Here is a 23,836-nt window from a genome sequence, read left to right as displayed (position 1 = left end):
TTATTTTTTCTGCGGCTGAATGGCCGTGATCTCGTCATAGCTTAAAACCCGCCCATCTTGTGAACGCAGCTCTATGGTTTGCAAAGGTTGGCGGGTTTCTTTATCCACCATTTCGGTGAAAGGTTCGTTCTCGTCAAACAGGTATTTGCTTCCCCACTGGCTTAACGCCACCATGATCGGGCGCAGCGCTTTACCCTTCTCCGTCAGCACATAGTCCTGATACGCCGATCCGTCGGCGGCGGGTTCAATACGCAAAATCCCTTCAGCCACCATCGATTTCAGCCGCGTGCTGAGGATATTCTTCGCCGCGCCCAGACTGCGCTGAAACTCGCTAAAGCGCGTTAAGCCAATCATCGCATCGCGCACGATAAGCAAGGTCCACCAGTCGCCAATCAAATCCAGCGAACGTGTGGCCGGGCAGACGCTGTCATCCATTCGGGTTCTTTTCATTGCCGTTCTCTCTTAGCTGTTCTCTGCAAACTGTTCTCTATGAACAGGGCCGAGTAGCAAAATGTGCCCTGCTTAAAAATCTGGTTGCATTATAAAACCACCTGCCGTACAAATGCATCTAGTTTAATAATTAAACCAACCCAAACACTGAAAAGGAACACCCAAATGTCGCAATCAACTCAACACAAACCCGTTGCTTTAATCACCGGCGCTTCCACCGGCATTGGTGCGGTTTACGCCGATCGCCTGGCGAAACGTGGCTATGACCTGGTGCTGGTCGCCCGAAATGCCAAACGCATGGAAAATGTGGCGCAGCCGCTGCGCGCGGCAGGCACTCAGGTGGAGATCATCGCCGCCGATTTGACTGAGCATAACGACCTGCTGCGCGTGGAAGATTTCATCCGCCAACACCCGGAGATTTCTCTGCTGGTGAATAACGCGGGTTCCACCACGCCGGGCGGTTTTGGCTCGACCGACGTTGAGTCGATTGATCATCTGATTCGCCTGAATGTCACCTCGGTGGCTCGTCTTTCCCGCGTGGCGCTGGACGGCCTGCTGAAACACAAAGATGGCGCGATCATTAACATTTCATCGGTGATGGCCTTCGCCCCTGAGCTGAATAAAGCGGTGTATACCGCCTCGAAATCCTTTGTGCTGACCTTCTCACAGACGCTGCAAAGCGAGCTGGAACAGCAAGGTCTGTACGTGCAGGCCGTGCTGCCAGCCGCGACGCGAACTGAGATTTGGGACCACGCGGGTCAGAACGTGGACGACCTGCAAGGGGTGATGGAAGTGGCTGATTTGGTTGACGCCGCGCTTGTCGGCTTTGACCTTAAAGAGAAAGTTACTATCCCGCCGCTGCAGGATGAAAAGCTGTGGACTGACCATGAAGCGACGCGCATTGGCCTGCTGACCAACTTCGCCCACTCCACGCCGGGCGCCCGTTACACTCGCTAACAGCCGCAGGATGGCTGGCGAACAAATTCGCTGGTCATCCGCTTTACTCTTTGCAAATATAACATTCCGTTAACGTCATTCGGACATGTGAAGTATGCCAGCCCCCGCCACCAGCGTGACTTATGGAATGTCGCAGCGCAGCGACCGCCCTGACTTTTATATCCGCGATCAGTCCGAACGCCCGGCGTTAATGCAGCCACACCGACATGACTACTTCCAGATCCAGCTCAACTGCGGCACGGATAGCGTCCAGCACATTGGCGGCGCCATTCGCCCCTTTACCTATCGCACGCTGGCCTTTATTCAGCCGCACCGCCTGCATTTCATTCCTCATCCCGAGGATGGCCGCTCGATGGTGATCAACATTTCTGCGCCCTTTTTGCTGCGCAATACCGCCATGGACACGCTGGATTTAGACGACATTCCGCTGGCTGACGTGCCGGAATTAGCGCCGTTTCGCTTTCAGGAGTATCTCGACTTTGTGATGTCCGAAGAGGATTTTGCCGAGATAACCTTGCTGCTGGAGAAGATGCGCCAGTGCGACCGCCAGCGGGAGTTTGGCGATGATCTGCGCCTGCGCGGCTACCTGCTGCAACTGCTCGGGCTGGTGTGTCATCGTTATCAGCAGCCGCTGCAAGAGATGGCGGCGCGTAACGCCGAGAAACGCGGACAGCAGGCGGCGCTCAACCGCACCTTGCGCTATATCCGCCGCCAGCTGGCAGACCCACAGCTGAACCTGACCGATGCCGCCGCCGCGGCCTTTATTTCTCCTAACTATTTGACCCACCTGCTGCGCAAAACTATCGGCAAAACCTTCTCCGAGCTGGTGCTGGAGCGGCGGATGCGGCTGGCGCGTATGAAGCTCACCACTAGCAGTGAGAGCATTGCCGAGATAGCCCGCCAGTGCGGCTATACCGACGACGCCTACTTCTCACGGCGCTTCCGCCAGGCCCACGGCGTGCCGCCGGGCAAGTTCCGCCAGTCGCCGACTGACTTCTAACGCCGATATCCTCTTTTTGTCCAAAAACAGCATGGATCTGTCCAGTTTCAACTTGGCGGTTTTACGCGACACTGCAACTCAGACATCGCCATAAACCGAAGGAAGACAATATGACTGATTACGTATTTCCCCCTGCCACCACGCCGTCTCTGGCGATTGAAGGTGAAGAGGCACGCTTCCCATTACGCCGCGTTTACTGCGTCGGCCAGAACTATGCCGCGCACACCCGCGAAATGGGCCACGATCCTGACCGTGAATTGCCTTTCTTCTTCAGTAAACCGGCGGATGCGGTGATCCCAGCCAGCGGCAACGTGCCTTATCCGTCACAGACTGAGCTGCTGCATTATGAAGTGGAGTTAGTGGTGGCGATTGGCGTTGGCGGCAAAAATATCGCCGTGGACAACGCGCTAGACCACGTGTGGGGCTACACGGTGGGTGTCGATTTAACCCGTCGCGACCTGCAATCCGTAGCTAAAAAGGCGGGACGTCCTTGGGATTTAGCCAAAGGCTTTGACGCCTCTGCGCCGACCAACCCGCTGCTGCCGGTCAGTAAGGTGGGACATCCGGTGAAAGGAATTATTTGGTTGAGCGTGAACGGTGAAGAGCGCCAGAACGGCCATCTAAGTGAGTTGATTTGGAAAGTGCCGGAAGTGATCAGCCTGCTGTCTGAGGCGGTTGAACTGCAACCCGGCGACCTGATTTTCACAGGGACCCCGGCAGGCGTAGGTGAAATCAAACGCGGCGATGTGGTGACTGGCGGTATCAAAAACATCGGGACGTTCAGCTTCACCCTCGTCTGATAAAGGCTGGCTTGTTGTTAAATCAAAGGTGTTAAATTATTGGCGTCCGGTCACCGGGCGCTTTCTCCTCTAAAGTGCGCTCCACGATGGGTGCCAACTTCTCAAAACCACAGGCCGTCGCCGTGTCGAACAGTGAAAGTGACTCAATTTGATTGAGCAAAATCACCTTGCGGAAATTCAACGCGTTATTCGGCTCAGACACCGGGGTTATCCAGTGCTTCTGGTAGTAAGCCGCATAGTTATGCTCCACCACCAACTGCTGGGTGTCGCGATCGCGAAAACCACTGATCATCGGGATAACCACTACGTTATCTGATGACGAGGTTTCACAGCGCGCGGTATGCACCATGCCGATATATACCCGATGCGAGTTCAGGGTGATATACACCATGTCGCCCTGTTCCATGCACTGATACAAAATCCCTTCGACGCCGTTGGCGCTGGTCAACTGCTTATAAAGCTGCCTGCGCCCGGCTGTGTTCAGCCTCAGCCCCGGCGACCAGGTGGTGCGGATCAGACAGAGCATCACTGACACGCAAAGCATAATCACCACGGGTGCCTGAATACCCAGGAAACTCCAGTTAATGAAGTCGCGGTGGTAATGCACGTGCTCGGGAATCGCCCGCATCTCCGGCAAATGGTTAATACCAATGGAAATGCCCCACAGCAGCAGATAAACCAACGCAATCACTATTACGCCCTGCAAAACGAAAATGCAGCCGTACAGTGCGACCAGGAAATAGACATCCCAGCCAAAGGTGCGTTTGAGTTTAAAGCGCGTGGAAACGTTGCGCGTGGTGTACCAGTAGCCGCACACCATTAAAACCATAAATACTGCTGTTGCCATTAAAGTACGCTCATCTTTTTGACGTGACGGGTGAAGTCCTGCTGCACCTGCTCGTTGGCAGGATTCACAGACGCGATGCCGTTTTCATCAATCAGAATACGCTCACCCTCCTCGATAGTTTCCTGAATGTCATTCGCACTAAACAGCCCTAAAAATTGCTCAGGACTGGAAAATATTCGCATGACGATTTTCAGCATATTGCCTCCATTTTGGTTTAAGAAAGATAGAGTGTAGTCAAGAAAGACGGCAAAGCACGGTATGGCGGGGGTTTTCGGATTAGTTACTGGTTGAACTTACAGGTAAAAAAAGAGCACAGCGCGATGCTGTGCTCCTGAGTTTGCTCGGTCAGTGGGAAAAGGAATTAGCTTTTCGCTTCGCCGGCATGGTGCGCTTCTTCATGCGCGGCCTGCTCGGCTTTGACTTCTTTGGCGCGGTTACGCAGACCAAACCAGCCCAGCACCAGCAGAAGAATCAGTACCGGAATAGTGGCGACGGTGTAAGTACCGTTCGGGTAGTCGAAGGCCATCAGCACCAGTACGCCCGCCAGGAAGGCTAAGGTCAGCCAAGAGGTCACCGGCGCCCAAGGCATTCTGAAAGACACCTCTTTCGCCTTGCCCTCTTTGATGGCTTTACGCAGCTTCATCTGGCAAACGATGATGAATGCCCAAGAGCTAAGAATACCCAGCGACGCGACGTTCAGCACGATTTCAAACACCTGCGACGGCACGTAGTAGTTAAGCACCACGCCGATGATGTAGATTGCCACGGTCACCAGGATCCCAGCGTAAGGCACCTGCTGGGCGTTCATTTTAGACATGAACTTCGGCGCGGAGCCGCCCATCGACAGGGAACGCAGGATACGACCAGTAGAGTACAGGCCAGAGTTGAGGCTCGACAGCGCTGCGGTCAGAACCACGATATTCATAATGGTGCCGATGTAAGGCACGCCCAGCTTGCTGAAGAAGGTCACGAACGGGCTTTGGCCTGCCTGATAGGCATTCCACGGCAGCAGCAGCACCAACAGCACCACGGATCCGACGTAGAACAGCGCGATACGCCAGATAACGCTGTTAATGGCTTTCGGCAGAATAGTTTCAGGATCTTTAGTTTCACCCGCCGCCGTGCCGACCAGTTCGATGGCGGCGAAGGCGAAGACCACGCCCTGCACCAGCACTAAGGCAGGCAGCAAGCCGTGCGGGAATATGCCGCCGTTTTCGGTGATCAGGTGCAGGCCGGTTGAGCCGCCCGCCACTTCTTTGCCGGTGCCCAGCACCACCACGCCGACAATCAGGAACAGCGCGATGGCCGCCACTTTGATCAGCGCAAACCAGAATTCCATTTCGGCGAACCACTTCACGCCAATCATGTTCATGGTGCCGACGATGGCCAGTGCGCCAAGGGCGAACATCCACTGCGGTACATCACCGAAGGTGCCCCAATAGTGCATATAGAGCGCCACGGCGGTGATATCCACGATGCCGGTCATTGCCCAGTTGAGGAAGTACATCCAGCCCGCCACGTAGGAGGCTTTTTCGCCTAAGAACTCACGGGCGTAGGAAACGAAGCTGCCGCTGGTTGGACGGTGTAAAACCAATTCGCCCAGTGCGCGCAGGATGAAGAAAGAGAAAATACCGCAGACCGCGTAGACAATTGCCAGTGCCGGACCCGCCATTTGTAAGCGCGCACCTGCACCTAGGAATAAACCGGTACCGATAGAACCACCAATGGCAATCATCTGAACCTGACGATTGCCCATACTCTTGTGATATCCGTCTTCGTGTGAATCCAACCAACGTCGCTTAGCGGCCTGTTTCGCCTCAGCGGACTTTCTATGTAATCGCATTCTTTCCTGTTCTCCAAAAATGCCCGCAGCCTGAATTCTCCCAACAGGCAAACGGTTGCAGATGTTGACGCTTACGCGGTGTGTTCCGCTCTATTATTTTTAGCCTAACTGAAAATACTCGGTGAACTGACTTACGTGAAAGCAGCAGCCAACCCTGCTGTGGAGTGCTGGATTGAGAGTATTAACGGCGGTGGATGCTACCTGTATTGTGCATTTGAGGCAAAAAAAACCTATCTCTAAGTGTGAGGAAAATCGCCTTATGGATGGATTATTAAGAAGAGTCCTAGGTATAAATGCCGCAAAAATAGCCGATTGATAATGGCTTATTCTGGCCGCTACTGGTGTCACCAGACAAAAAGCCCGCGCTGGCGGGCCTTTATGCTTTATGAGTTGTCACTCGGCGGTTTTGGTTCCACAACTTTCTTTGCGCACCCTTTCGATGTTGATGGAAAGGTACATCATCTCTTCCTTGCTCAATGCGCGTTGATAGGTGGCGGCGAGGAAGAGACTGATCTTCTCAGCACAGCCCCAGGCCTGCGGATAGCTCTCTTTAACCGCGACATAGAGCGCGACATCGTCGTCCGGCACCTGCGCGTGGCTGAACATTCGCTGGGCGAAAAACTTCAGGTGAGTGACAAAACGGTGGTAGCTCAGCGCCTCCTGGTCATACTCCAGCCTTAGCTGATATTTCACCAGATGTAGGATCTCCTGCATCACCTTGGTGATCTGTTTCACCTGCGACATATCGCCATCCAGCTGCCCGTTGACCAGGTGCAGCGCGATAAATCCCGCCTCGTCGTCCGGCAGCCTGACGCCCAGCCGACTGGCAATAATCGCTAACGCCTCGACGCCCAGCGCGAACTCCTTCGGGTAGAGCCGCCGGGTTTCCCACAGCAGCGCGTTGCTCAGAGGCACGCCCTGCCTCTGCCGTTCCAGCGCGAAATAGCAGTGATCGGTCAGCGCAACATAGAGATTCTCCTGCAATTTCCCCAATCGCTGGCTGGCAAGCTGGATGATCTGGTCGCAGGTGGTCATCACCTCCATGGGAATGTGGCTCAGCAATTCCGAGAGCCGCGCCACCAGTTGATCGCTTTGCAGCGCAAAGACTTTTTCCACTTTGCTATCGTCAACCCGATCGCCAACCTGCTTCTGAAACGCCAATCCCCGGCCCATCACGACCTGTTCCCGATGCTGTGGGTCGAGCACTAACACCACGTTATTATTGAGTATTTTGGTGATTTCCATTGCCTTCCCCTGAAAAACAAAAAACCTGACCCCTTCCGCAGAGAAGTGATCAGGTTTTGCCTGCCAAAGCAGTAACAATCCAGAACCGAACTTTACCAGTTCTCGCCATCCTCTCAATCAGAGCGCGGCGCAAACGTGATAAGGATCGCGGGTTAGGCTTTTAACGTGGCACCGTGGTTTTTAATAATATCGGCATACCAGTAGAAGCTTTTCTTGCGGCGGCGTTCCAGCGTCCCCTTGCCCTGATCGTCGCAATCCACGTAAATAAAACCGTAGCGTTTGGAGAATTCCGCCTTAGAAGCGCTCACCAGATCGATAGGTCCCCAGCTGGTGTAGCCCATCACTTCCACGCCATCGGCGATGGCTTCGCGCACCTGCACCAGATGGTCATTGATGTATTGAATACGATAGTCGTCGTTGATGCCGCCGTCGGCTTCAACTTGATCGCGCGCGCCCAGCCCGTTTTCGACGATAAACAGCGGTTTTTGGTAGCGATCGTACAACTCATTCATCAAGTAGCGCAGACCGACCGGGTCAATCTGCCAGCCCCACTCAGAGCTAGCGAGGTGCGGGTTGGGCACCATATTGAGAATATTGGCGCGCGCCGCCTGATTCTGCTGCGGGTCGGTGGTGACACAGCCGGTCATGTAATAACTGAAGGAGATAAAATCCACCGTATGCTTCAGCGTCGCGATATCCTCAGGGGTGATGTCCAGCTCAATCTGATGCTGTTTGAAGAAACGTTTCATGTAAGCCGGGTAATAACCGCGCACCTGCACATCGCCAAAGAACAGCCAGTCGCGGTTCTGCTGCTGGGTTTCCAGCACGTCGACAGGCTTGCAGCTCAGGGGATACAGCGTGCCGCCCAGCAGCATATTGCCGACTTGGCCGCCTGCAACAATCTCATGGCAGGCTTTTACCGCGCGGGCGCTGGCCACCAGCTGGTGGTGGATTGCCTGATAGATCGCCTGTTTGCTACTGTCCGCCGCCAGCCCGACGCCGGTAAAGGGCGCGTGCAGTGACATATTAATTTCGTTGAACGTCAGCCAGTGCTTCACTTTATGTTGATAACGTTCGAACACCGTACGGGCATAATTTTCGAAGAAATCTATGGTTTTACGGTTGCCCCAGCCGCCGTAGTTTTCCACCAAACCATAGGGCATTTCGTAGTGTGACAACGTCACAAGCGGCGTAATGCCGTACTTTTTCATCTCATCGAACAGCCGATCGTAGAACGCCAATCCGGCTTCATTGGGCTGCGTTTCATCTCCCTGCGGGAAGATACGCGTCCAGGCAATCGAAGTACGCAGCACGGTGAAGCCCATTTCGGCGAACAGTTTGATGTCTTCGGGGAAGCGATGGTAAAAATCAATGGCCTTGTCTTTGATGCCAAAATCACCCGGCAAGCGCTGCTTTATCTCGCCGAAGATCCCCTGCGGCTGGAGGTCCGAGGTGGACAGCCCTTTGCCATCCGCCAAATAGGCCCCTTCCACCTGATTTGCGGCTACGGCCCCGCCCCATAAAAACCCGTCTGGAAAACGTTGAGTCATTGGTCTCTCCTTTGATTAGCGTAAAAGTGACAATAGTGGGCTTTGCTCCGCCACCTGCTGGCCGATGGCTGAAGCAATAACGTCCAGATAATCATCGCTGTTGCTGATAATTATCGGCGTCGTCAGGTCATATCCCGCGTCGGCGATGGCCTGTAAATCGAACTCGAGCAGCAAGTCTCCCTGCTTTACCTCGTCATTCACCTGCACGCGCGGGGTGAAGAAACGGCCATCGAGTTTCACCGTATCAATGCCGACGTGAATGAGTATTTCGGCGCCATCGCGGCTCTGAATCCCTAAGGCGTGATGCGTGCGGAACAGCGACACCAGCGTGCCGTCGCAGGGTGCAACGACTCGCCCAGTCTGTGGAATAACCGCCGTCCCCTTGCCCAACATGCCGCTGGCAAAAGTGGCATCCTTCACCTCGCTGAGCGCAATACAGTGGCCAGCCAGCGGGCTAAAAAGTGCTTCTTTGCTGCGCACCGGGGAAGATGTGACGGAGGTTGCCGGTGAAGCCGGAGTCGCGGCTTCACTGCTCTCTTTGGCTGGCGGCGCGGCCTTGGCGGACAGCCCAAACAGCCAGGTTGCCACGGCGGCGAAGGCGAAAGCGAAACCGGCACCGACCAGCGCCGCCGTCACTGAACTGTCAAAGCCCGTCGGGGGGATCATCTGCGCGAAGGTGAACACGCTGGGCATGCCGAAGGAGTATGTGGTGCTGTGGTAGAAGCCCAGCACGGCGGCACCGATTGCGCCGCCGATGCAGCCAAAGATAAAGGGACGGCGCAGCGGCAGGGTCACGCCATACACCGCCGGTTCGGTGATCACAAACAAACTGGCGCTAAATGCCGAACCCGCGATGCCCCTGAGTTTAAGATCTTTGGTGCGCAGCAGCACACCCAGCGTGGCCCCGGCTTGCCCCATCACGGCGGGCAGCACCAGCGGCATCAGGGTGTCGTGGCCCAGCACGCTGAGATTGTTGATCATCATCGGCACCAGCCCCCAGTGCAGGCCGAAAATCACGCAAACCTGCCAAAACGCGCCGACGAACAGACCGGCAACCAGCGGGCTAACGCCATGAATATATTGATATCCGTTAGCCAGTTGCTGGCTCGCCCAGGTGGCCGTCGGCCCAATCAACAGGAACGTCAGCGGCACGATCACCACCAGACAAACCAGCGGGGTGAAGAAGTTGCGAATCGCGCTCGGCAACCTTGGGTTGATGCGTTTTTCAAGCCAGCAGGAGGCCCACGCGGCGAAAATAATCGGGATAACCGAGGAGCTATAGTTGATAAAAGTCAGTGGGATACCGAAGAAATCCAGCGCCACGCTGTTGGCGACCAGTGAGGAGTCAAAGGCGGCAATCATCAACGGGTGAGTCATCGCGCCACCAATCGCCATAGTAATGAAAGGGTTACCGCCAAACTTCTTGCCGGCGGTATAGCCCAGAATAATAGGGAAGAAATAGAACAAGGCATCACTGGCGGCGAACAACACCTTGTAGCCGCCGCTGTCGCTGCTCATCCATCCGAGGGCCAGCGCCAGCGACAAGAAGCCTTTCAAAATACCGGATGCTGCCAAAATGCCGATAAACGGGGTGAAAATGCCGGAAATCACATCAATAAAGCGCGCAAAGATGTTCTCTTTCACGCCGTTATTGCTGGCGGCGTCGCCAGACTCTTCCCCTTTCATCGCCAGCGCGTCGAATACCTCGCCGACATGATTGCCAATGACTACCTGAAACTGCCCACCGCTCTCCACCACCATAATCACGCCGGGGTTGAGTTTCAGGGTTTCGGCACTGGCCTTGCCGCTGTCCTTAAGCTTGAACCGCAAGCGAGTGGCACAGTGCACCACGCTTTTTACATTTTCCCGTCCACCCACTCCTGAGAGGATTTCATCCGCTAAAACCTTATATTCCATTATCTTATCTCGTTCTGATGTGGTTGCGCCGTGCAGAGGCGAATCGCTAAGCACCTGAGTAAAGGCCAAAAAAAAACCTAAACTTGCTGTCTCTTGCACCGGCGGGGGTGAAGAAGCAGAAAGTTTAGGTTTTGCCTGATGAACAGTAACAATCCTGTTTTCTAGCCCTGAGTCTCTAGCGAACTATTCAAAGTTACAAGGGGGAAAAATAACCGGAGCGGGTAATTGTGATCGGGTTCATATTTCACCCACCCCGGCAGAGGCGAATTAAGGCACCGACTGCGGCAGTTCGTGCGGGCAGCCCTTGCGCCCGTTGAACAGCAGGTAACTTGCCAGCGCCAGCAGCCAGACGCCCAGCGCGCCGTAGAGCAGCAGCAGGCCAAAGCCGTCAATTAGCGCCTGCTGAATGCCTGCGTTGAGCGTCGCGGATTCCGCTCCCGCCGCCACTCGCTCGGCCAGCGCGTAGAGTTCCCCCGAGGCCATATTCACCGCACTATTCTCCCGCAGGCTGGCGGCGATGCCTGCCACCAGCAGGCTGCCCATCAGCGCGATATTTATTGCCAGCGTGATAAGCCGCGCGCTGATATCAATCCCCGAGGCAATCCCCGCCCGGTTGCCCGGTACCGATCCCGTAGTGGTATTGGTCACCGGCGTATTAATCAGCCCCAGCGTAGCCCCCGCCAGCAGTGCGCCGGGCAGCAGCGTCCAGCCGTTGGCGGCAGCGATTTTCATCAACATAAAACTCGCCCCGAGGGTGAACAACCCCAGCGGGATAAAGCGCGCCGCGCCGAACTTCGCCACTAATCGCTCGGCCAGCGGCGGCATAATCAGCGTCGGCAACGTGTAGGCCAGCAGCGCCACGCCGGTGGCCAGACTGCTATAACCCAGCCCGACCTGATAGTAGACCGGCAGGTAAATCATCAGCGGCCAGAAGCTAAAGTTCATGCCAATAGAGCCCATCAGTGCGCCGGAAAATGGCCGAATGCGGAACACCGAAAAATCAAACATCGGGTGAGGATGGCGTTGCTCAATCCAGACAAACAGCAGCGCGCTCAGCAGGGTCAGCGCCACCAGCCCATAGGCCAAACTGCCTTGCCAGTCGAGGGTACTTCCCTGTGTTATCAACCAGGTACTGCCTAACACCGCAAGTGACAACGTCACAAGCCCGCCAATATCCAGCTTTTTGGCCTGCGGATCCCGTGAATCCACCACATTGTTCAAGGCTAAAAACAGTGTCACAACGGCGATAAACACGTGTACCAGAAATACCCATTGCCAGCTAAAGAGTGCCACCAACCCGCCGCCGATAATCGGCCCGAACCCTAGCCCAAAGCCAAACACCACGCCCCACGCGGCGAAGGCCGTGCTGCGCGCTCTGCCCTGTGGGAACTGGGTGGAGAGAATGGCAATCAGGCAGGTCAGCATCGCCCCGCCGCTCAGCCCTTGTAAGAAGCGGCCGAAAATAAGCCAGGGCGCGGTGGCCGCCAGCCCGCACATCAGCGAGGTGATTCCAAAGGCCGCGATGCTTACCAAAAAGACGCGCTTACGGCCGAAACGGTCCGCCAGCGTGCCCACCGCCATTAAGACCGAAGTACAGGCCAGCGTGTAGGCATTCATGATCCACTGTAGGTCTTTAAAGCTGGCGTGCATCTGCTGCTCCAGCACCGGTAAAATCACCGGCACGCTGGAGATCTCCAGCCCCGACATCAGCGCCGCGAGGCAGACCGCCACCAGCGCTAGCGTATTTTTAGTGTTTGTTGGCGTGCTCATACTCTTCCTACCCAAACGTTAAGTTGGCCCAGTATGGAAGATTGTAGGCGTGGTGGTAATTGGCACGGATGCCATGTATCGTCAATATTGTGCCAACTTTAGCCACTATTCATCTAAGGCCCGCCATGACTGCTTTCACACCCTCCAATTCGCATGCTCCCTTTAACCGCCGACTGGTGCTGCTGGCCTATGAGTGCCTGTGCACCTTTGAGTTTGGCACGGCGATAGAGGCCTTTGGCCGCGTCGACGACCAACTCGGCACGCCTCTCTATGATTTGGACGTCGCCTCGGTGGAAGACACCACCATTGGCGCGCAGGGTGGCGTGCGCCTGACGGTAGACGGCGGGCTGGAGCTGCTGGAAGACGCCGGAACCATTGTGATCCCCGGCTGGCGCAGCGTGCATGAAGCGCCGTCCCCGCAGCTGGTTGCCGCGCTGCAACGCGCCTACCAGCAGGGTTCGCGGATTGTTTCTATCTGTGCGGGGAGCTTTATCCTTGCCGCCACTGGCCTGCTGGATGGTAAAAAAGCCACCGCCCACTGGAACAGCACCGAGGAACTGGCGCGGCAGTTTCCACAAGTTCAGGTACAGCACGGCGTCATTTATGTCGATGAAGGCAGATTGATCACCTCGTCCGGCGGCGCGGCGTGCGTGGATCTCTGTCTGTATCTGATTCGCCGTGATTATGGCGCGCAGGTGGCGAATCGCACGGCCCAGCGCATGGTCACTTCAACCCATCGCGAAGGCAATCAGGCCCAATATCTGCGCCAGCCGGTGTCGATTCTGCCGGGCAAAACCCTCTCGCCGCTGTTAGACAGCCTGCGCACCCGACTGAACACGCCGCTGGTGATTGAACAACTGGCCGCCGAGGCGGGAATGAGCCGCCGCACTTTCCTGCGCCGTTTTCACGACGCCACCGGCACCACGCCGGGGGAATGGATGCTCAGCGTAAAAATTGAAAACGCCTGCGCCCTGCTGGAGAGCAGCACGGTCAGCATTGAACGGGTGGCTGAAGAAGCCGGGTTTGGCTCGGTGGAGACGCTGCGCCACCATTTTCGCCAGCGCCTGGGCACCACGCCGACGCGCTTTCGCCAGCAATTCAGCGATCGGACAGCCATTTAGCTTTAGCCATAAAAAAGGCGCACAGGAGTGCGCCTGAATCATAATTCTTCTTGCCGATCAGCAGACGGTTTTGTTTTCCCACTCGGTCAGCAACTGCATGATTTGGCGGGAGTCCTGCGGGCGAACCGCCGGGCGAGCCAAGGCTTTCTCGCCGTTTTGCAGCGCCTGCCACACCGCGCGAACCTGATAGTGGAAGGCGTCGCCGTCGGCGCTCACCTCGTGGCGCTGCTCTTCCCCTTCATACGGCAAAACGCGGATCACGTTGGCCTGCGCCTCTGGCAGCCACGGGTTGGAGATGATTTCCATCCGCCCTTTGCTACCTGCGACCGAAAACGCCCAGAACATACCGTAATCTTCCGCACAGTGCAGCTGCGCCAGCGCGCCGTTGGCGAACTGAATGGTTGCCGCCGTCTCGCCGATGTTGCCGTCACCCAGATTGCGGCGGCCGTGGGCCGTCAGCTCCCACGCCGGGCAGGTGCCATCCGCGCTGGCGCTCTGCATCACTAAATGGATCAGCGACGCCGGGTAGCAGCCGAGGTTGTAGATAGCCCCTTTGCTGCCCGGATTGACAAACTGGGCAATGGACGCGCAGTAGCTGGCGTTGATAGAACGCACCTCGCCCAGCTCGCCGCTGGCAATCACTTCGGCAATTTTGCTGGCGAAAGGATGGGTTAAGTACATCAAGCCTTCGAGGAAGAACACCCCGTTGCTTTCCACAGCGGCAAGGGCGGCGTCGGTGTCCGCCATGGTCACTGACAGCGATTTTTCACACAGAATGGCTTTACCGGCGTTGGCGGCTTTCATCACATATTCATGGTGAATATGGTTTGGCAGGCCGATATACACCACGTCCACGGCGGGGTCGTTAATCAGTGCGTCGTAATTGTCATACTGAGTTGGCGTCGGGTGCTGGTTTAAGAACTCCTCCAGCCCTTTCGGTGAGCGCCCCGCGACGGCGTAGAGGGTCGAGCCGTCATGCTTTTCAATGGCTTCGGCCATAATGCCGGAGATAAAGCTGGTGCCCAGCAGGCCCCAGTTCAACGTTTTCGTGTGGCTCATGCGACTGGCTCCTTGACCGGCAATTGGCACAGGGTGGCCTGTACAAACTCAGTCAGACCGGAATGGATAAAGCGCTGTGTATGGGCCTCGTCGAAATGGCGCTGCGACGCGGCTTCATCTTCATAGCGTTCCCAGAGAATGATGCGGCGTGAGTCCTGTTTATCCTGCAATGCCATGGCGAATGAACAACCGGCCTCGCTGTTCATGTCGGCGCAAAATTGCTCAATAGCGGCCAGGGCCAGGTTAATATCCACCTCTTCTTTGATGCGGATCTCAGCGTTAACAAAATGTCCTTGTATAAACATATTTTCCCCGGGGTTTGATAAAGATTGGCAGGTAATGCAAAGAGCGAGATGCGGGTAACGCGGCTCTTTATAATAAAAATCTGCTCACCAAAATAGTGCGAATTAATAAAATTCTCACCACTTCAGGGCATTATTTAAAGTAACAGAGTCTGTTTGTTCCTTTTTTGAACGCAATCGATTGCTCGTGACAAACATTATGAAAAAATCAGGTGAGTTTTGTGACGTTGCTGCTATAGTGCGCGCTTTAAAACACCACTCACACTCATTGGAGCCTTTATGGCGTCAAATATATTGCATTTCCTTCTGAGCCTTATAATGATATTCGGTATCGGCTGGCTGATAAGCTACAACAAACGCGGTGTTAAATTGCGGTTTGTAGTGCAAATTCTGGTGATTGAAATCGTACTGGCATGGGTGCTGTTATACAGCCAGGCCGGTGTGTACTTGATCTCTGGGCTATCTGGCGTGTTTACTAACTTGATGAGCTACGCTCGCGTCGGTACAGACTTTGTATTTGGCGGTCTGGTGAATGACAACCAGTTCAGCTTCTTCTTATTCGTATTATGCCCAATCATCTTTATTTCCGCGCTGATTGGTATTCTCCAGCATTTACGTATTCTGCCATTAATGATTAAAGGCATCGGCTATCTCTTATCCAAAATTAATGGAATGCCGCGTCTGGAATCCTTTAATGCCGTGAGTTCTTTATTGGTCGGGCAATCAGAAAACTTCATCGCTATTAAAGATATTGTTCCGCACCTTAATGAACGCCGCATGTATACATTATCGGCAACCGCGATCTCTACCGTTTCCATGTCTATTGTGGGTTCTTATATGACCCTGTTGGAACCGCGTTACGTGATGCTCTCGCTTATCCTGAATATGCTTTCGACCTTCGCCGTGTTGCAGGTGGTTAACCCGTATTCTGACGAAGCCGATAATCAAATGCCGAAACTGAACGTGCCGAAACACAGCTTCGTAGAAATGCTGGGCGAGTACATCATGGCCGGTTTCAAAATGGCGATGATCGTTGCCGCGATGCTGGTTGGCTTTAACGCCCTGCTGGCGATGGTCAACGCCATCTTCCTCGGCGGCTTCGGTAAGAGCTTCCAGGACATCATTGGCTATCTGTTCTACCCTGTGGCGTGGTTGACCGGCATCGTGAGCCAAGACTCACTGACCGCTGGTAGCATCATGGGCACCAAAATCGTGGCTAACGAATTCGTTGCCATGCTGCAGATGAAAGACCTGATTGCCCATTTGGAACCCCGCACCGTGGCGATTCTGTCGGTGTTCCTGGTCTCCTTCGCTAACATTTCTACCGTTGGCATCATCGCCGGTGCCGTAAAAAGTATCGAAGAAGTTCAGGGTAACATGGTAGCTCGCGCCGCCTTCCGCCTGCTGGTTGGCGCAACGCTGGTGAGCCTGCTGTCTGCTTCAATCGTGGGTCTGGTTTACCGTTAATCCCCGCGAACTCTCAGGGTGCAGCCGCCACGGCTGCAACCTGCTTCTCCTCCCGCTTTAATTCACTTTCTTCACCGTCAGCTCCAGCCTTGAGGCTCTCCCCGCGCCAACAAATACGCTATTGGTCGCCACCCGTTTTAATCGCGCCTGCCCCTCCGGCTCGCCGCTATTGGGGTTGCAGTCAAAATGCGGGAAGTTGCTGCTGGCGATATCCAGTCGCAGGCGATGGCCAGCGCGGAACAGGTTACAAGTGGCGAAAGGCTCGATGACCACTTCCACCGCCTCGCCCGGCGTCAGCATCTGCTCCTGCTCCCAGCCGTTGCGATAACGGCAGCGAATGATCCCGTCGGTGATATTCATCGCATAGCCCTGCGGGTAGTCCTCCGAGGGCGGGTAGATATCCACCAGTTTGGCGGTGAAATCGGTGTCTGGCGCGTCACTGGCTACCCACAGGTGGACGCGGATCTCCCCCGCCACCAGCAGGTCTTCAGTCAGCGGGCCGGTTTCAAACACCAGAATGTCAGAGCGGGCGCTGAGCGGCAGATTGTCTCCCCGGCTGCCGAAGAACTCCGGCGTTTCCCGCTGGTCAAAAGCGCCCCCCGCAAACACCGGCAGGCCGGAGGTCAGCGCCCCGCCGAGGGTTGGCACCGGGTGGCGCGGGTCGGCCTGATAGCGCAATTCGCCCTGCGCTCTCTCCGGCGGCTGCGACAGCAGGCTGTGGTCGGCATGCAGATACAGCACCTGTTTTTGACTCTCCGCCAGCGGCCATTGCACATCGTGCAGCCACTGGCCGCCGTGAATGAGTCGCCCATTGTCATCTTTCTTGCCACTGCCGCCGCCCATGGCGAAAACAGTAACCTGATGGCCCTGCGGCTGGGCTTCAGCCGGTTTGAGCCAGCGGTCGAACCAGTCGATTCGGCAACTCAGCCAGTCAGTCTCCACATTGGCGTCAAAGGCCGCCGCCTCGCCAAACTCCACGTTGCCGCTATAAGTCACATTACGATCGCCGTGCAGCCACGGCCCCATGATCAGGCGCTGCGGCGCGGTTTTCCCACGGCAAAATGCATTAAAGTTATCCAGCGTGGAGCTGACGTAGGCGTCATACCAGCTCGACATAAACAGCACCGGCATATCCGGGATGTGCTCATAGCTCCCCTCGGCACAAATACCGTTTTGCTGCCAGTATGGCCCGAAGGTGCCCTGCGACCACTGCTCGAACAGATAAGCCTCATACTCCGGCACGTGGCGCAGCGGCGAATGGCCCGGCGTCCACGGCATGGCGGCAAACCAGTCGCGGATATTTTCCTGCTCAAGAGCCTGAAGGATCAGTGGATTTTGCTGTGCTTCCGGGCTCTCTTTCGCCTGCTTATAGGCCCAAGTGGCCTGTTTTAGCTCGAACGCACCGCCCTGACGAATACCACAGCGATAGGCATTGCTGAACCCGCCGGAGTCCAGCACCATGGTTTTCAGCCCCGGCGGGTTGAGGCAGGCCATCGCCATCTGGGTGTGGGCGGCATAAGATAACCCCATGCTGCCAATCTGCCCATTACACCAAGACTGCTGGAGGATCCACGCCAGCGTGTCGACGCCGTCCGGCCCTTCCGAAGTGTATTTGGTAAATATTCCCTCCGAGCCGTAGCGACCGCGACAATCCTGAAACACCACCGCGTAGCCACGCCGGACCAGCGCCAGCGCCATGGCTTCGCGCGATATCTGCGTACCGTCGCGATTCACCTCCGAGCGCGATTGCCCGCGCTTGTCATAGGGCGTGCGCTCGATAACCACTGGCAGGCGCGCAATCGGCGCATCCGGCAGATAGACATCGGTCGACAGATGCACGCCGTCGCGCATCGCCACCCGGCAATCGGCCAAACGCACCATCCCCTGCCTGACCACTTCAGACTGACTTCTGTTCACAAAACGCTCCTTGTTTTCATTAATAGCCAATCGAAACGGCAAAGGTCAGCATGGCGATACTCAACAGCATGAAAAAGATAAATAGCGGCAGGATAAATTTCGCCCACTGGGTCCAGCCCACCTGCGCCGAGGCAAGGAAAATCAGCAGCCCGCTGGAAGTTGGGGTGATCATATTGGTCAGCCCATTACCGAATAAGAACGCCAGCACGGTCGTTTGCGGCGCGACGCCGGAAAGCTGGCCGAGCGGCCCGAGGATCGGCATGGTCACGGCGGCCTGCCCCGAGGTTGAAGGGATCACGATGTCGAGCAGCAGCTGGCAGATAAACATGCCGTAGGCCGAGACATAGGCGCCGTGCTGCCCCACCAGCTGCACCAGATCGTTAATCAGCGTGTCCATCACCTTGCCTTGGCTAAGGACGATTTCCACCGCCGTCGCCAGCCCAATCAGCAATCCGGCAATCAGCACTTTCTTCATGCCGCTGACAAAGGCGTCGGCCGAGGCGCTGGCCCCTAAGCCACTCATCGCAGCGAAAATCATGCTCATAAACAGATAGTAAGAGGCCAACTGGGCGTTTTTCCACTGCCACTGGTTGGCGGCGTACACCATGAAAGCGATGCCCACCGTCAGGGTCAGCATCATCAGGGTGTGGCGCGAAGAGAGGCGCGTGGCGGAAAACGCCACCGTGGCGTCCTTCAGCTTGCCGTGTTTGCGAATGGCCCACAGCACGTACAGCACGCCAAAAAACATAAACACGCAGTAAGAGAAGACGCGCATGCTCAGGCCGCTAAAAATTTGCAGGCCGACCAGCGGCTGGGCGATGGAGAGTGCGTAAGGGTTGGTGATCGACGCCAAATAGCCGACTTTTACTGCGATCGCCACAATAGCCAGCCCCAGAATATTCGGCAGCCCGAGGCGATTCATTAGCGCCACCACAATGGGGATCACCAGCAGATACTCCTTGGCTAGCCCCATAAAGGTGCTACCCGCCGAGAAGGCAATCATCAGGAAAGGCACCAGCAGGTAGATATTGCCTTTAGTGACGCTGAGCAGCCTTTCGAGCGACGCCGAGATCGCCCCCGCCTCATTCAAAATGCCAAACATGCCGCCGATGAACAGCACCATGACAATCAGGCTGGCCTGCTTGATGATGCCAGCCGGGATCGCCAGAAAGCCGTCAATCAGGCTGGCGGGCTGGGCCTGCGCGCTGCTGTCCGCTGCGCCAAGCCCCACCACTTGCCCCAGCGAGAAGCTTTTGTCGATCACCTGATAGGTGCCGGGCAGCACTTTTTTGCCTTCATGCTGAAACTGCCCGGAGTCCAGCACCCAGGTCATCACCACTGCCAGCAGCACGATAAACAGCAGTACCAAAGTTGGATTCATCTGGCGCATAGGCGAGTTCGCCGGTGCAGCCTCTTTTGAGAGATCAGCCATCAATTTCCGCCTTATTGTCATGATAGGAAGCGAGGAGTGGAGCCAGCGGCAGCGAGCCATAGGCCGGACTGCCCAACTGGTGAGAGATCTGCGCCGCGGCGCGATGCAGCGCCTCAATCATCGGCTGCTGATATTGTTCCGCCCGACCGGCGGGGGCGCTAAGACTGAGGGAGGCCGCGCAGCGATTGTGATTATCAAAAACCGGCACGGCGAATGCCCAGACGCCCGTGGTTAATTCGCCCTGTGAACAGCAGAGCTGCCGCTGACGAATGTCGGCTAATAAGGCGCGGAGAGCCTCCGGCTGCGGCGACTGCTGCAAAAATTCATCCCGCAGCTCTTCCGGCGCATAGGCCAGCAGCAACTTACCGGAGGCCCCGGCCCCCAACTTGCGGCGGTTGCCCACCGCGCTGCGCACTTGCAGCACTTGCCGCGAGGTGCGCACGGCGATCTGCACGATTTCACTCCCTTCGCGCAGACGAATTTGCAGGTTTTCATTCAACTGCTGGCTGAGTTGGTCGAGCACCGGCTCGGCGATTTCCGTCAGGTTAATCTGCCGACGGGCATTGACGCCCAGCACCAGCAGCTGATGCCCCAGCCGGTAAGTCACCGGCTCCCCGGAGCGTTGGACAAAAAACTGGTTTTCCAGCGTGCACAATAGGCGATAGGTGCGCGACTTGGTGAGGCCGCTTTTGCGGGCGATCGCACTCAGCCCTAGCCCCGGGTTTTCCGCCAGCAGGTTAAGCAAACGCAGCGCGCTATCCACGCTAGCCACATTGAATTCCGTCATTAAATTTCCTTTATTATCAATCGGTTCACTAGATGAACCAATGTTTCATTTTAGGAGAAAATGCAGACTTGCATGTTTCTTATGCGCTGACAAGGCAGGGGCATTTGGCGCAAAGCGATTGGGGATGGTGTTTAATAGCAGCAGATAAAAAATGGACAGTTTTTACTTTGGCGGAGAGAGGCAATGACAGGCGAGATCACTGGATTTTGTTCTACGCGAAGATTTTTAACAATTTGTTATCTTTTTCGATCTTTGCGATCCAGAGTGGGCCTAAGGTGAGAAAACCATTTCGCGGCTACAGTTAACTTAACTGATTAACCTGAGGTTTTGCCGCGCCATGTCCCTCTTCCCCATAAAGCACTATGTTCATAACCGCCCGCGCCTGCTCTGCGCCATTATCGCGGGAGTGGCGTGCTACTTTTTATTGCCACTATTTTCGGTACATCTGTCTGTTTTTGAACGGTTAATGGTCAGCTGGAATGTGCTGGCGTGGCTCTACCTGATTTTGATTTGGGTACAGATGATGACCGCTAAGCCCGAGCGAATTCGCGAAGTGGCGCAGTCGCAGGATGAGAGCGCCACGCAGGTGCTGACGCTGGTCAGCATCACCTGTCTGGTGAGTATGCTGGTGATTTTTATGGAGCTGAGCACGGTGAAACAGCTCTCCGGCACGGCGAAATCCTTCCATTTAATTCTTACCGTGACCACGCTAATTGTCTCCTGGTCGCTGCTGCCGACCGCCTTTTCGATGCATTACGCCCATCTCTATTACCGGCGCGGCGTGGAGTCCCATAAGGCGCTGCTATTTCCGGATAAGATCGACAAGCCGGAATATTGGGACTTCCTCTACTTCTCTTTCACACTGGCGGTGGCCTGCCAGACTGCCGATGTCGCCACCGGCAACACCGAAGTCCGGCGCATTACGCTGATCCAGTCGGTGCTGGCATTTGTGTTTAATCTGGCGGTGCTGGGGCTGTCGGTAAACGTTGCGGCGGGGTTAATGAGCTAGCTCACAGCTGCCGCTCCAGCTCCAGTAGCAGTAATTGCTTCAGTTGTTCTACCACTTCAGAAGGTTTCGGCTGGCGCTGGATCAAGCCGATGGCCATGGAAGGTAGCGCGGGCAGCTGGGCACTGAGGTTTGACGTCAGAGAGTCCGGCACGCCAATTGCCGAGCGCACGGTGATCCCTAATCCCGCATTCACCGCCGCCCATATCCCGCCCAGACTCTGGCTGACAAAGGCTACCCGCCACGCAATGCCCGCCGCGTCCAGCGCGTCGGTGGCGCATTTGCGAAACAGACACGGCGACTCGAACATCACCAGCGGCACGGGTTCGCCGCGCTGGAGATAGTCACTCAGGGGGAAGTCCGGGGTAGAGATCCAGCGTAGCGGTAATCTTTTCAACGGCGTAAAGGCATTGTGTGGCTGCTGCTGGCACCAGATCAGCGCCAAATCCATCTCGCCGCTTTCCGTCGCTTCTATCAGCACCTGATTGCGGGCGATATGCGCCGTCACCTGCACGCCGTCGTGGGCTTTGGCGAACTGCCCGAGCACCGGCGGAATAAAGCTTTCGCCAAAATCTTCCTGCAAGCCAAGCTGCACGCTGCCCTGCAATAACGCACCGCGCAGCGACATCAGGGCTTCATCATTGACCGCCAAAAGTCGTTTGGCGTAGCCCATCAGCCGCTCACCGCTGGGTGTCAGCACCAAGTGACGCCCCTGCTTTTTCACCAGTTGCGCCTGACACTGCTGCTCGAGCTTTTTGACGTGCACGCTCACCGCCGAGGTGGATCGGTGCAGGCGCGCGGCGGCCTGAGCAAAGCTGCCGCACTCAATTCCCACCACAAAACTGCGCAGCGCGTCGAGATCCAGCGTTGAGGTAATAGGCGTCATAACACTCCCGATTTAATGGACGTTTCATTGCAAATATTTCGATTTTATAAACCTTATACCCGAGCAACAATCCTCCTGTCATCCCTTATCAGGAGTTAACCATGTCCCAACCGTTGAACCGCGAAACCCTGCAACGGGTTGCCCCAAAACTGTCCGAACTCACCCACGACGTGCTGTTTGGTGATATCTGGCAACGCCCGGATTTAACACCCCGCGACCGGAGTTTGATCACGCTGGCGACGCTCACCGCCCTTGGCCGCAGCGGGCAGATCCCCTGGCATATTGATTTTGCGCTGAGCAACGGCGTCGAGCGCCAAGAGATGGTCGAACTGTTCACCCATTTGGCGTTTTACGCCGGATGGCCCGCCGCCGTGGCCGCCCTTGAATGCTTGCCGCAGGAGTAATCTATGCCGATTTCGCGCATTACCTTTCACCAAGCCAGCTACGACGCGGAACAAATAACACAGGTTTCCGCGATTTTGCACCAGACACTGGTGGATGCCTTTGCCGTCCCCGCCAATGACCGTTTTCAGGTGCTAGAACCCAAAGCGCCGGGCGAACTGGTGTATGACCCGCACTATCTGGCGCAGGGCCGGACCCCGCGTTTTCTGCTGTTTTCAATTCTTGGCGGCAAGCCGCGCAGCAGCGCGCAGAAAGCCGAATTCTACCAGCTGCTGACTGACAGGCTAGTGGCCGCCCTTGCAATCAGCCCGTCAGACGTGATGGTGACGGTGCAATTCAACAGCCTCGATGACTGGTGTTTTGCTGAAGGAAAAATAGCCTCGGCCTAAAACTTGCACAACACATTAGTATCTACTAATGTGTTTATATGAATGAAAATGACATCTTTAAAGCGCTGGCGGACCCCACCCGCCGCGCCATCTTCGACAAACTGGTGGCGGGCAGTATGAATGCCAGCGCCCTGCGCGAAGGTTTGACCATCAGCCAGTCCGCCATGTCGCAGCATCTGGCGGTGCTGCGTAACGCCCATCTGATCCGCGAAGAAAAACAGGGAAGATTTGTGAATTACGACGTCGACCCGGATGGCGTCGCCCTTATCGCGCAATGGCTGGCGAAGTACCGCGCCTTCTGGCCTGAGCGTATCGACAGTCTTAAAACCTTGTTGAAGGACATGGAATAATGACGCAAAAATCGCCCCCACGGCTTGAGCTGGAATACCGGCTCGACGCCCCGCCGGAAAAGGTCTGGCGGGCCATCAGTACCCCCACTCTGCGCCAGCAGTGGCTGCCGGATAATCTGCTCGCCAGTGCCGAACCGCTGAGTACCACCCCCAACCAAGAGCTGCGTTTGCGCATGCGCGACGACCAGCCGCCGTACCTCGAAAGCACGGTGCTGTTTCAGATTCGGCCCGACCACGGCGACGGCAGTGTGCTGAAGATTGTTCACACCCTAGATGATGTCAGAATTGCCGCCAACGATGCCGACGCCCTGCTGATGTGCGCCGCCTAACCACATGTAA

24 protein-coding genes are annotated in these 23,836 nt (G+C 56.1%); 10 read left to right on the top strand and 14 right to left on the bottom strand.

Annotated features, from left to right (window positions below; all coding sequences use genetic code 11):
* Positions 1-450 carry a winged helix-turn-helix transcriptional regulator gene (locus V2154_RS08175; protein ID WP_185687911.1) on the bottom strand — a complete coding sequence of 150 codons (450 nt, stop codon included), beginning with the start codon at positions 448-450 and terminating at the stop codon, positions 1-3.
* Between the two features lie 165 nt (positions 451-615).
* Between V2154_RS08175 and V2154_RS08170 the strand changes: the two genes are divergently transcribed.
* The 3 genes from V2154_RS08170 to V2154_RS08160 all read left to right on the top strand — a co-directional run bounded on the left by V2154_RS08170 (position 616) and on the right by V2154_RS08160 (position 3,207).
* The gene (locus V2154_RS08170; protein WP_353501801.1) at positions 616-1,407 is read left to right on the top strand and encodes an SDR family NAD(P)-dependent oxidoreductase; all 792 of its coding nucleotides are present in this window, start codon (positions 616-618) and stop codon (positions 1,405-1,407) included.
* Between the two features lie 94 nt (positions 1,408-1,501).
* Positions 1,502-2,407, top strand: coding sequence for a helix-turn-helix transcriptional regulator (locus V2154_RS08165; RefSeq protein ID WP_353501800.1), 906 nt, complete (start codon positions 1,502-1,504; stop codon positions 2,405-2,407).
* Between the two features lie 110 nt (positions 2,408-2,517).
* Positions 2,518-3,207, top strand: coding sequence for a fumarylacetoacetate hydrolase family protein (locus V2154_RS08160; RefSeq protein ID WP_353501799.1), 690 nt, complete (start codon positions 2,518-2,520; stop codon positions 3,205-3,207).
* 31 nt (positions 3,208-3,238) lie between these two features.
* Here V2154_RS08160 and V2154_RS08155 read toward each other — a convergent pair whose 3' ends face one another.
* The 7 genes from V2154_RS08155 to V2154_RS08125 form a co-directional block, all read right to left on the bottom strand.
* Positions 3,239-4,054, bottom strand: a complete 816-nt coding sequence (locus tag V2154_RS08155; RefSeq protein ID WP_353501798.1) for a hypothetical protein — start codon at positions 4,052-4,054, stop codon at positions 3,239-3,241.
* Positions 4,054-4,251: a hypothetical protein gene (locus V2154_RS08150; protein WP_353501797.1), complete on the bottom strand. Its 198-nt coding sequence runs from the start codon at positions 4,249-4,251 to the stop codon at positions 4,054-4,056. The genes V2154_RS08155 and V2154_RS08150 overlap by 1 nt, the downstream gene beginning before the upstream one ends.
* Before the next feature lie 164 nt (positions 4,252-4,415).
* The gene (gene ansP / locus V2154_RS08145) at positions 4,416-5,897 is read right to left on the bottom strand and encodes an L-asparagine permease (RefSeq protein ID WP_185687915.1); all 1,482 of its coding nucleotides are present in this window, start codon (positions 5,895-5,897) and stop codon (positions 4,416-4,418) included.
* Positions 5,898-6,290: 393 nt separating this feature from the next.
* Entirely contained in the window at positions 6,291-7,142 is an 852-nt protein-coding gene (gene bglG / locus V2154_RS08140) for a transcriptional antiterminator BglG (RefSeq protein ID WP_353501796.1), read from the bottom strand.
* Positions 7,143-7,294: 152 nt separating this feature from the next.
* Positions 7,295-8,692, bottom strand: a complete 1,398-nt coding sequence (locus tag V2154_RS08135) for a glycoside hydrolase family 1 protein (RefSeq protein WP_353501795.1) — start codon at positions 8,690-8,692, stop codon at positions 7,295-7,297.
* A 15-nt stretch (positions 8,693-8,707) separates the two neighbouring features.
* A complete protein-coding gene (gene bglF / locus V2154_RS08130) occupies positions 8,708-10,609 on the bottom strand; it encodes a PTS beta-glucoside transporter subunit IIABC (protein ID WP_353501794.1) in 1,902 nt (633 codons plus the stop codon).
* Positions 10,610-10,876: 267 nt separating this feature from the next.
* Positions 10,877-12,379: an MFS transporter gene (locus tag V2154_RS08125; RefSeq protein ID WP_353501793.1), complete on the bottom strand. Its 1,503-nt coding sequence runs from the start codon at positions 12,377-12,379 to the stop codon at positions 10,877-10,879.
* Between the two features lie 125 nt (positions 12,380-12,504).
* On the opposite strand from V2154_RS08125, the gene V2154_RS08120 reads away from it, so the two are divergent.
* The gene (locus V2154_RS08120) at positions 12,505-13,500 is read left to right on the top strand and encodes a helix-turn-helix domain-containing protein (RefSeq protein ID WP_353501792.1); all 996 of its coding nucleotides are present in this window, start codon (positions 12,505-12,507) and stop codon (positions 13,498-13,500) included.
* A gap of 57 nt (positions 13,501-13,557) precedes the next feature.
* Here the strand turns inward: V2154_RS08120 and V2154_RS08115 are convergent, their stop codons facing one another.
* Together V2154_RS08115 and V2154_RS08110 are read right to left on the bottom strand one after the other, a co-directional pair.
* Positions 13,558-14,559: a Gfo/Idh/MocA family protein gene (locus tag V2154_RS08115; protein ID WP_353501791.1), complete on the bottom strand. Its 1,002-nt coding sequence runs from the start codon at positions 14,557-14,559 to the stop codon at positions 13,558-13,560.
* Entirely contained in the window at positions 14,556-14,864 is a 309-nt protein-coding gene (locus tag V2154_RS08110; protein ID WP_353501790.1) for a putative quinol monooxygenase, read from the bottom strand. The genes V2154_RS08115 and V2154_RS08110 overlap by 4 nt, the downstream gene beginning before the upstream one ends.
* 315 nt (positions 14,865-15,179) lie before the next feature.
* On the opposite strand from V2154_RS08110, the gene V2154_RS08105 reads away from it, so the two are divergent.
* A complete protein-coding gene (locus V2154_RS08105) occupies positions 15,180-16,328 on the top strand; it encodes a NupC/NupG family nucleoside CNT transporter (RefSeq protein ID WP_353501789.1) in 1,149 nt (382 codons plus the stop codon).
* 57 nt (positions 16,329-16,385) lie between these two features.
* On the opposite strand, the gene V2154_RS08100 is transcribed toward V2154_RS08105, so the two are convergent.
* From V2154_RS08100 to V2154_RS08090, 3 genes are read right to left on the bottom strand one after another with little or no spacing between them, the layout of a single operon-like run.
* Positions 16,386-18,245, bottom strand: a complete 1,860-nt coding sequence (locus tag V2154_RS08100; protein ID WP_353501788.1) for a CocE/NonD family hydrolase — start codon at positions 18,243-18,245, stop codon at positions 16,386-16,388.
* A gap of 19 nt (positions 18,246-18,264) precedes the next feature.
* Positions 18,265-19,677: a YfcC family protein gene (locus V2154_RS08095; protein ID WP_353501787.1), complete on the bottom strand. Its 1,413-nt coding sequence runs from the start codon at positions 19,675-19,677 to the stop codon at positions 18,265-18,267.
* Positions 19,670-20,464 (bottom strand): IclR family transcriptional regulator, encoded by a 795-nt coding sequence (locus V2154_RS08090; RefSeq protein ID WP_353501786.1) that lies wholly within the window; start codon positions 20,462-20,464, stop codon positions 19,670-19,672. The genes V2154_RS08095 and V2154_RS08090 overlap by 8 nt, the downstream gene beginning before the upstream one ends.
* Before the next feature lie 337 nt (positions 20,465-20,801).
* On the opposite strand from V2154_RS08090, the gene V2154_RS08085 reads away from it, so the two are divergent.
* Positions 20,802-21,473: a DUF1345 domain-containing protein gene (locus tag V2154_RS08085; RefSeq protein ID WP_353501785.1), complete on the top strand. Its 672-nt coding sequence runs from the start codon at positions 20,802-20,804 to the stop codon at positions 21,471-21,473.
* A 1-nt stretch (position 21,474) separates the two neighbouring features.
* Here the strand turns inward: V2154_RS08085 and V2154_RS08080 are convergent, their stop codons facing one another.
* A complete protein-coding gene (locus V2154_RS08080) occupies positions 21,475-22,356 on the bottom strand; it encodes a LysR substrate-binding domain-containing protein (protein WP_353501784.1) in 882 nt (293 codons plus the stop codon).
* Positions 22,357-22,457: 101 nt separating this feature from the next.
* Between V2154_RS08080 and V2154_RS08075 the strand changes: the two genes are divergently transcribed.
* Genes V2154_RS08075 through V2154_RS08060 form a run of 4 tightly spaced genes read left to right on the top strand, consistent with a single transcriptional unit; the run spans position 22,458 to position 23,826 of the window.
* A complete protein-coding gene (locus V2154_RS08075) occupies positions 22,458-22,760 on the top strand; it encodes a carboxymuconolactone decarboxylase family protein (protein WP_353501783.1) in 303 nt (100 codons plus the stop codon).
* A 3-nt stretch (positions 22,761-22,763) separates the two neighbouring features.
* The gene (locus V2154_RS08070; protein WP_353501782.1) at positions 22,764-23,147 is read left to right on the top strand and encodes a tautomerase family protein; all 384 of its coding nucleotides are present in this window, start codon (positions 22,764-22,766) and stop codon (positions 23,145-23,147) included.
* Between the two features lie 38 nt (positions 23,148-23,185).
* Positions 23,186-23,497, top strand: coding sequence for an ArsR/SmtB family transcription factor (locus tag V2154_RS08065; protein ID WP_353501781.1), 312 nt, complete (start codon positions 23,186-23,188; stop codon positions 23,495-23,497).
* Positions 23,497-23,826 carry an SRPBCC family protein gene (locus tag V2154_RS08060; protein ID WP_353501780.1) on the top strand — a complete coding sequence of 110 codons (330 nt, stop codon included), beginning with the start codon at positions 23,497-23,499 and terminating at the stop codon, positions 23,824-23,826. Before V2154_RS08065 ends, V2154_RS08060 begins: the two co-directional genes overlap by 1 nt.
* Positions 23,827-23,836: the final 10 nt, after the last annotated feature.

It is taken from the genome of Ewingella sp. CoE-038-23 (assembly GCF_040419245.1).
GTDB classification, from domain to species: Bacteria; Pseudomonadota; Gammaproteobacteria; order Enterobacterales; family Enterobacteriaceae; genus Ewingella; species Ewingella allii.
This window is presented reverse-complemented; position numbering and strand designations above follow the sequence as displayed.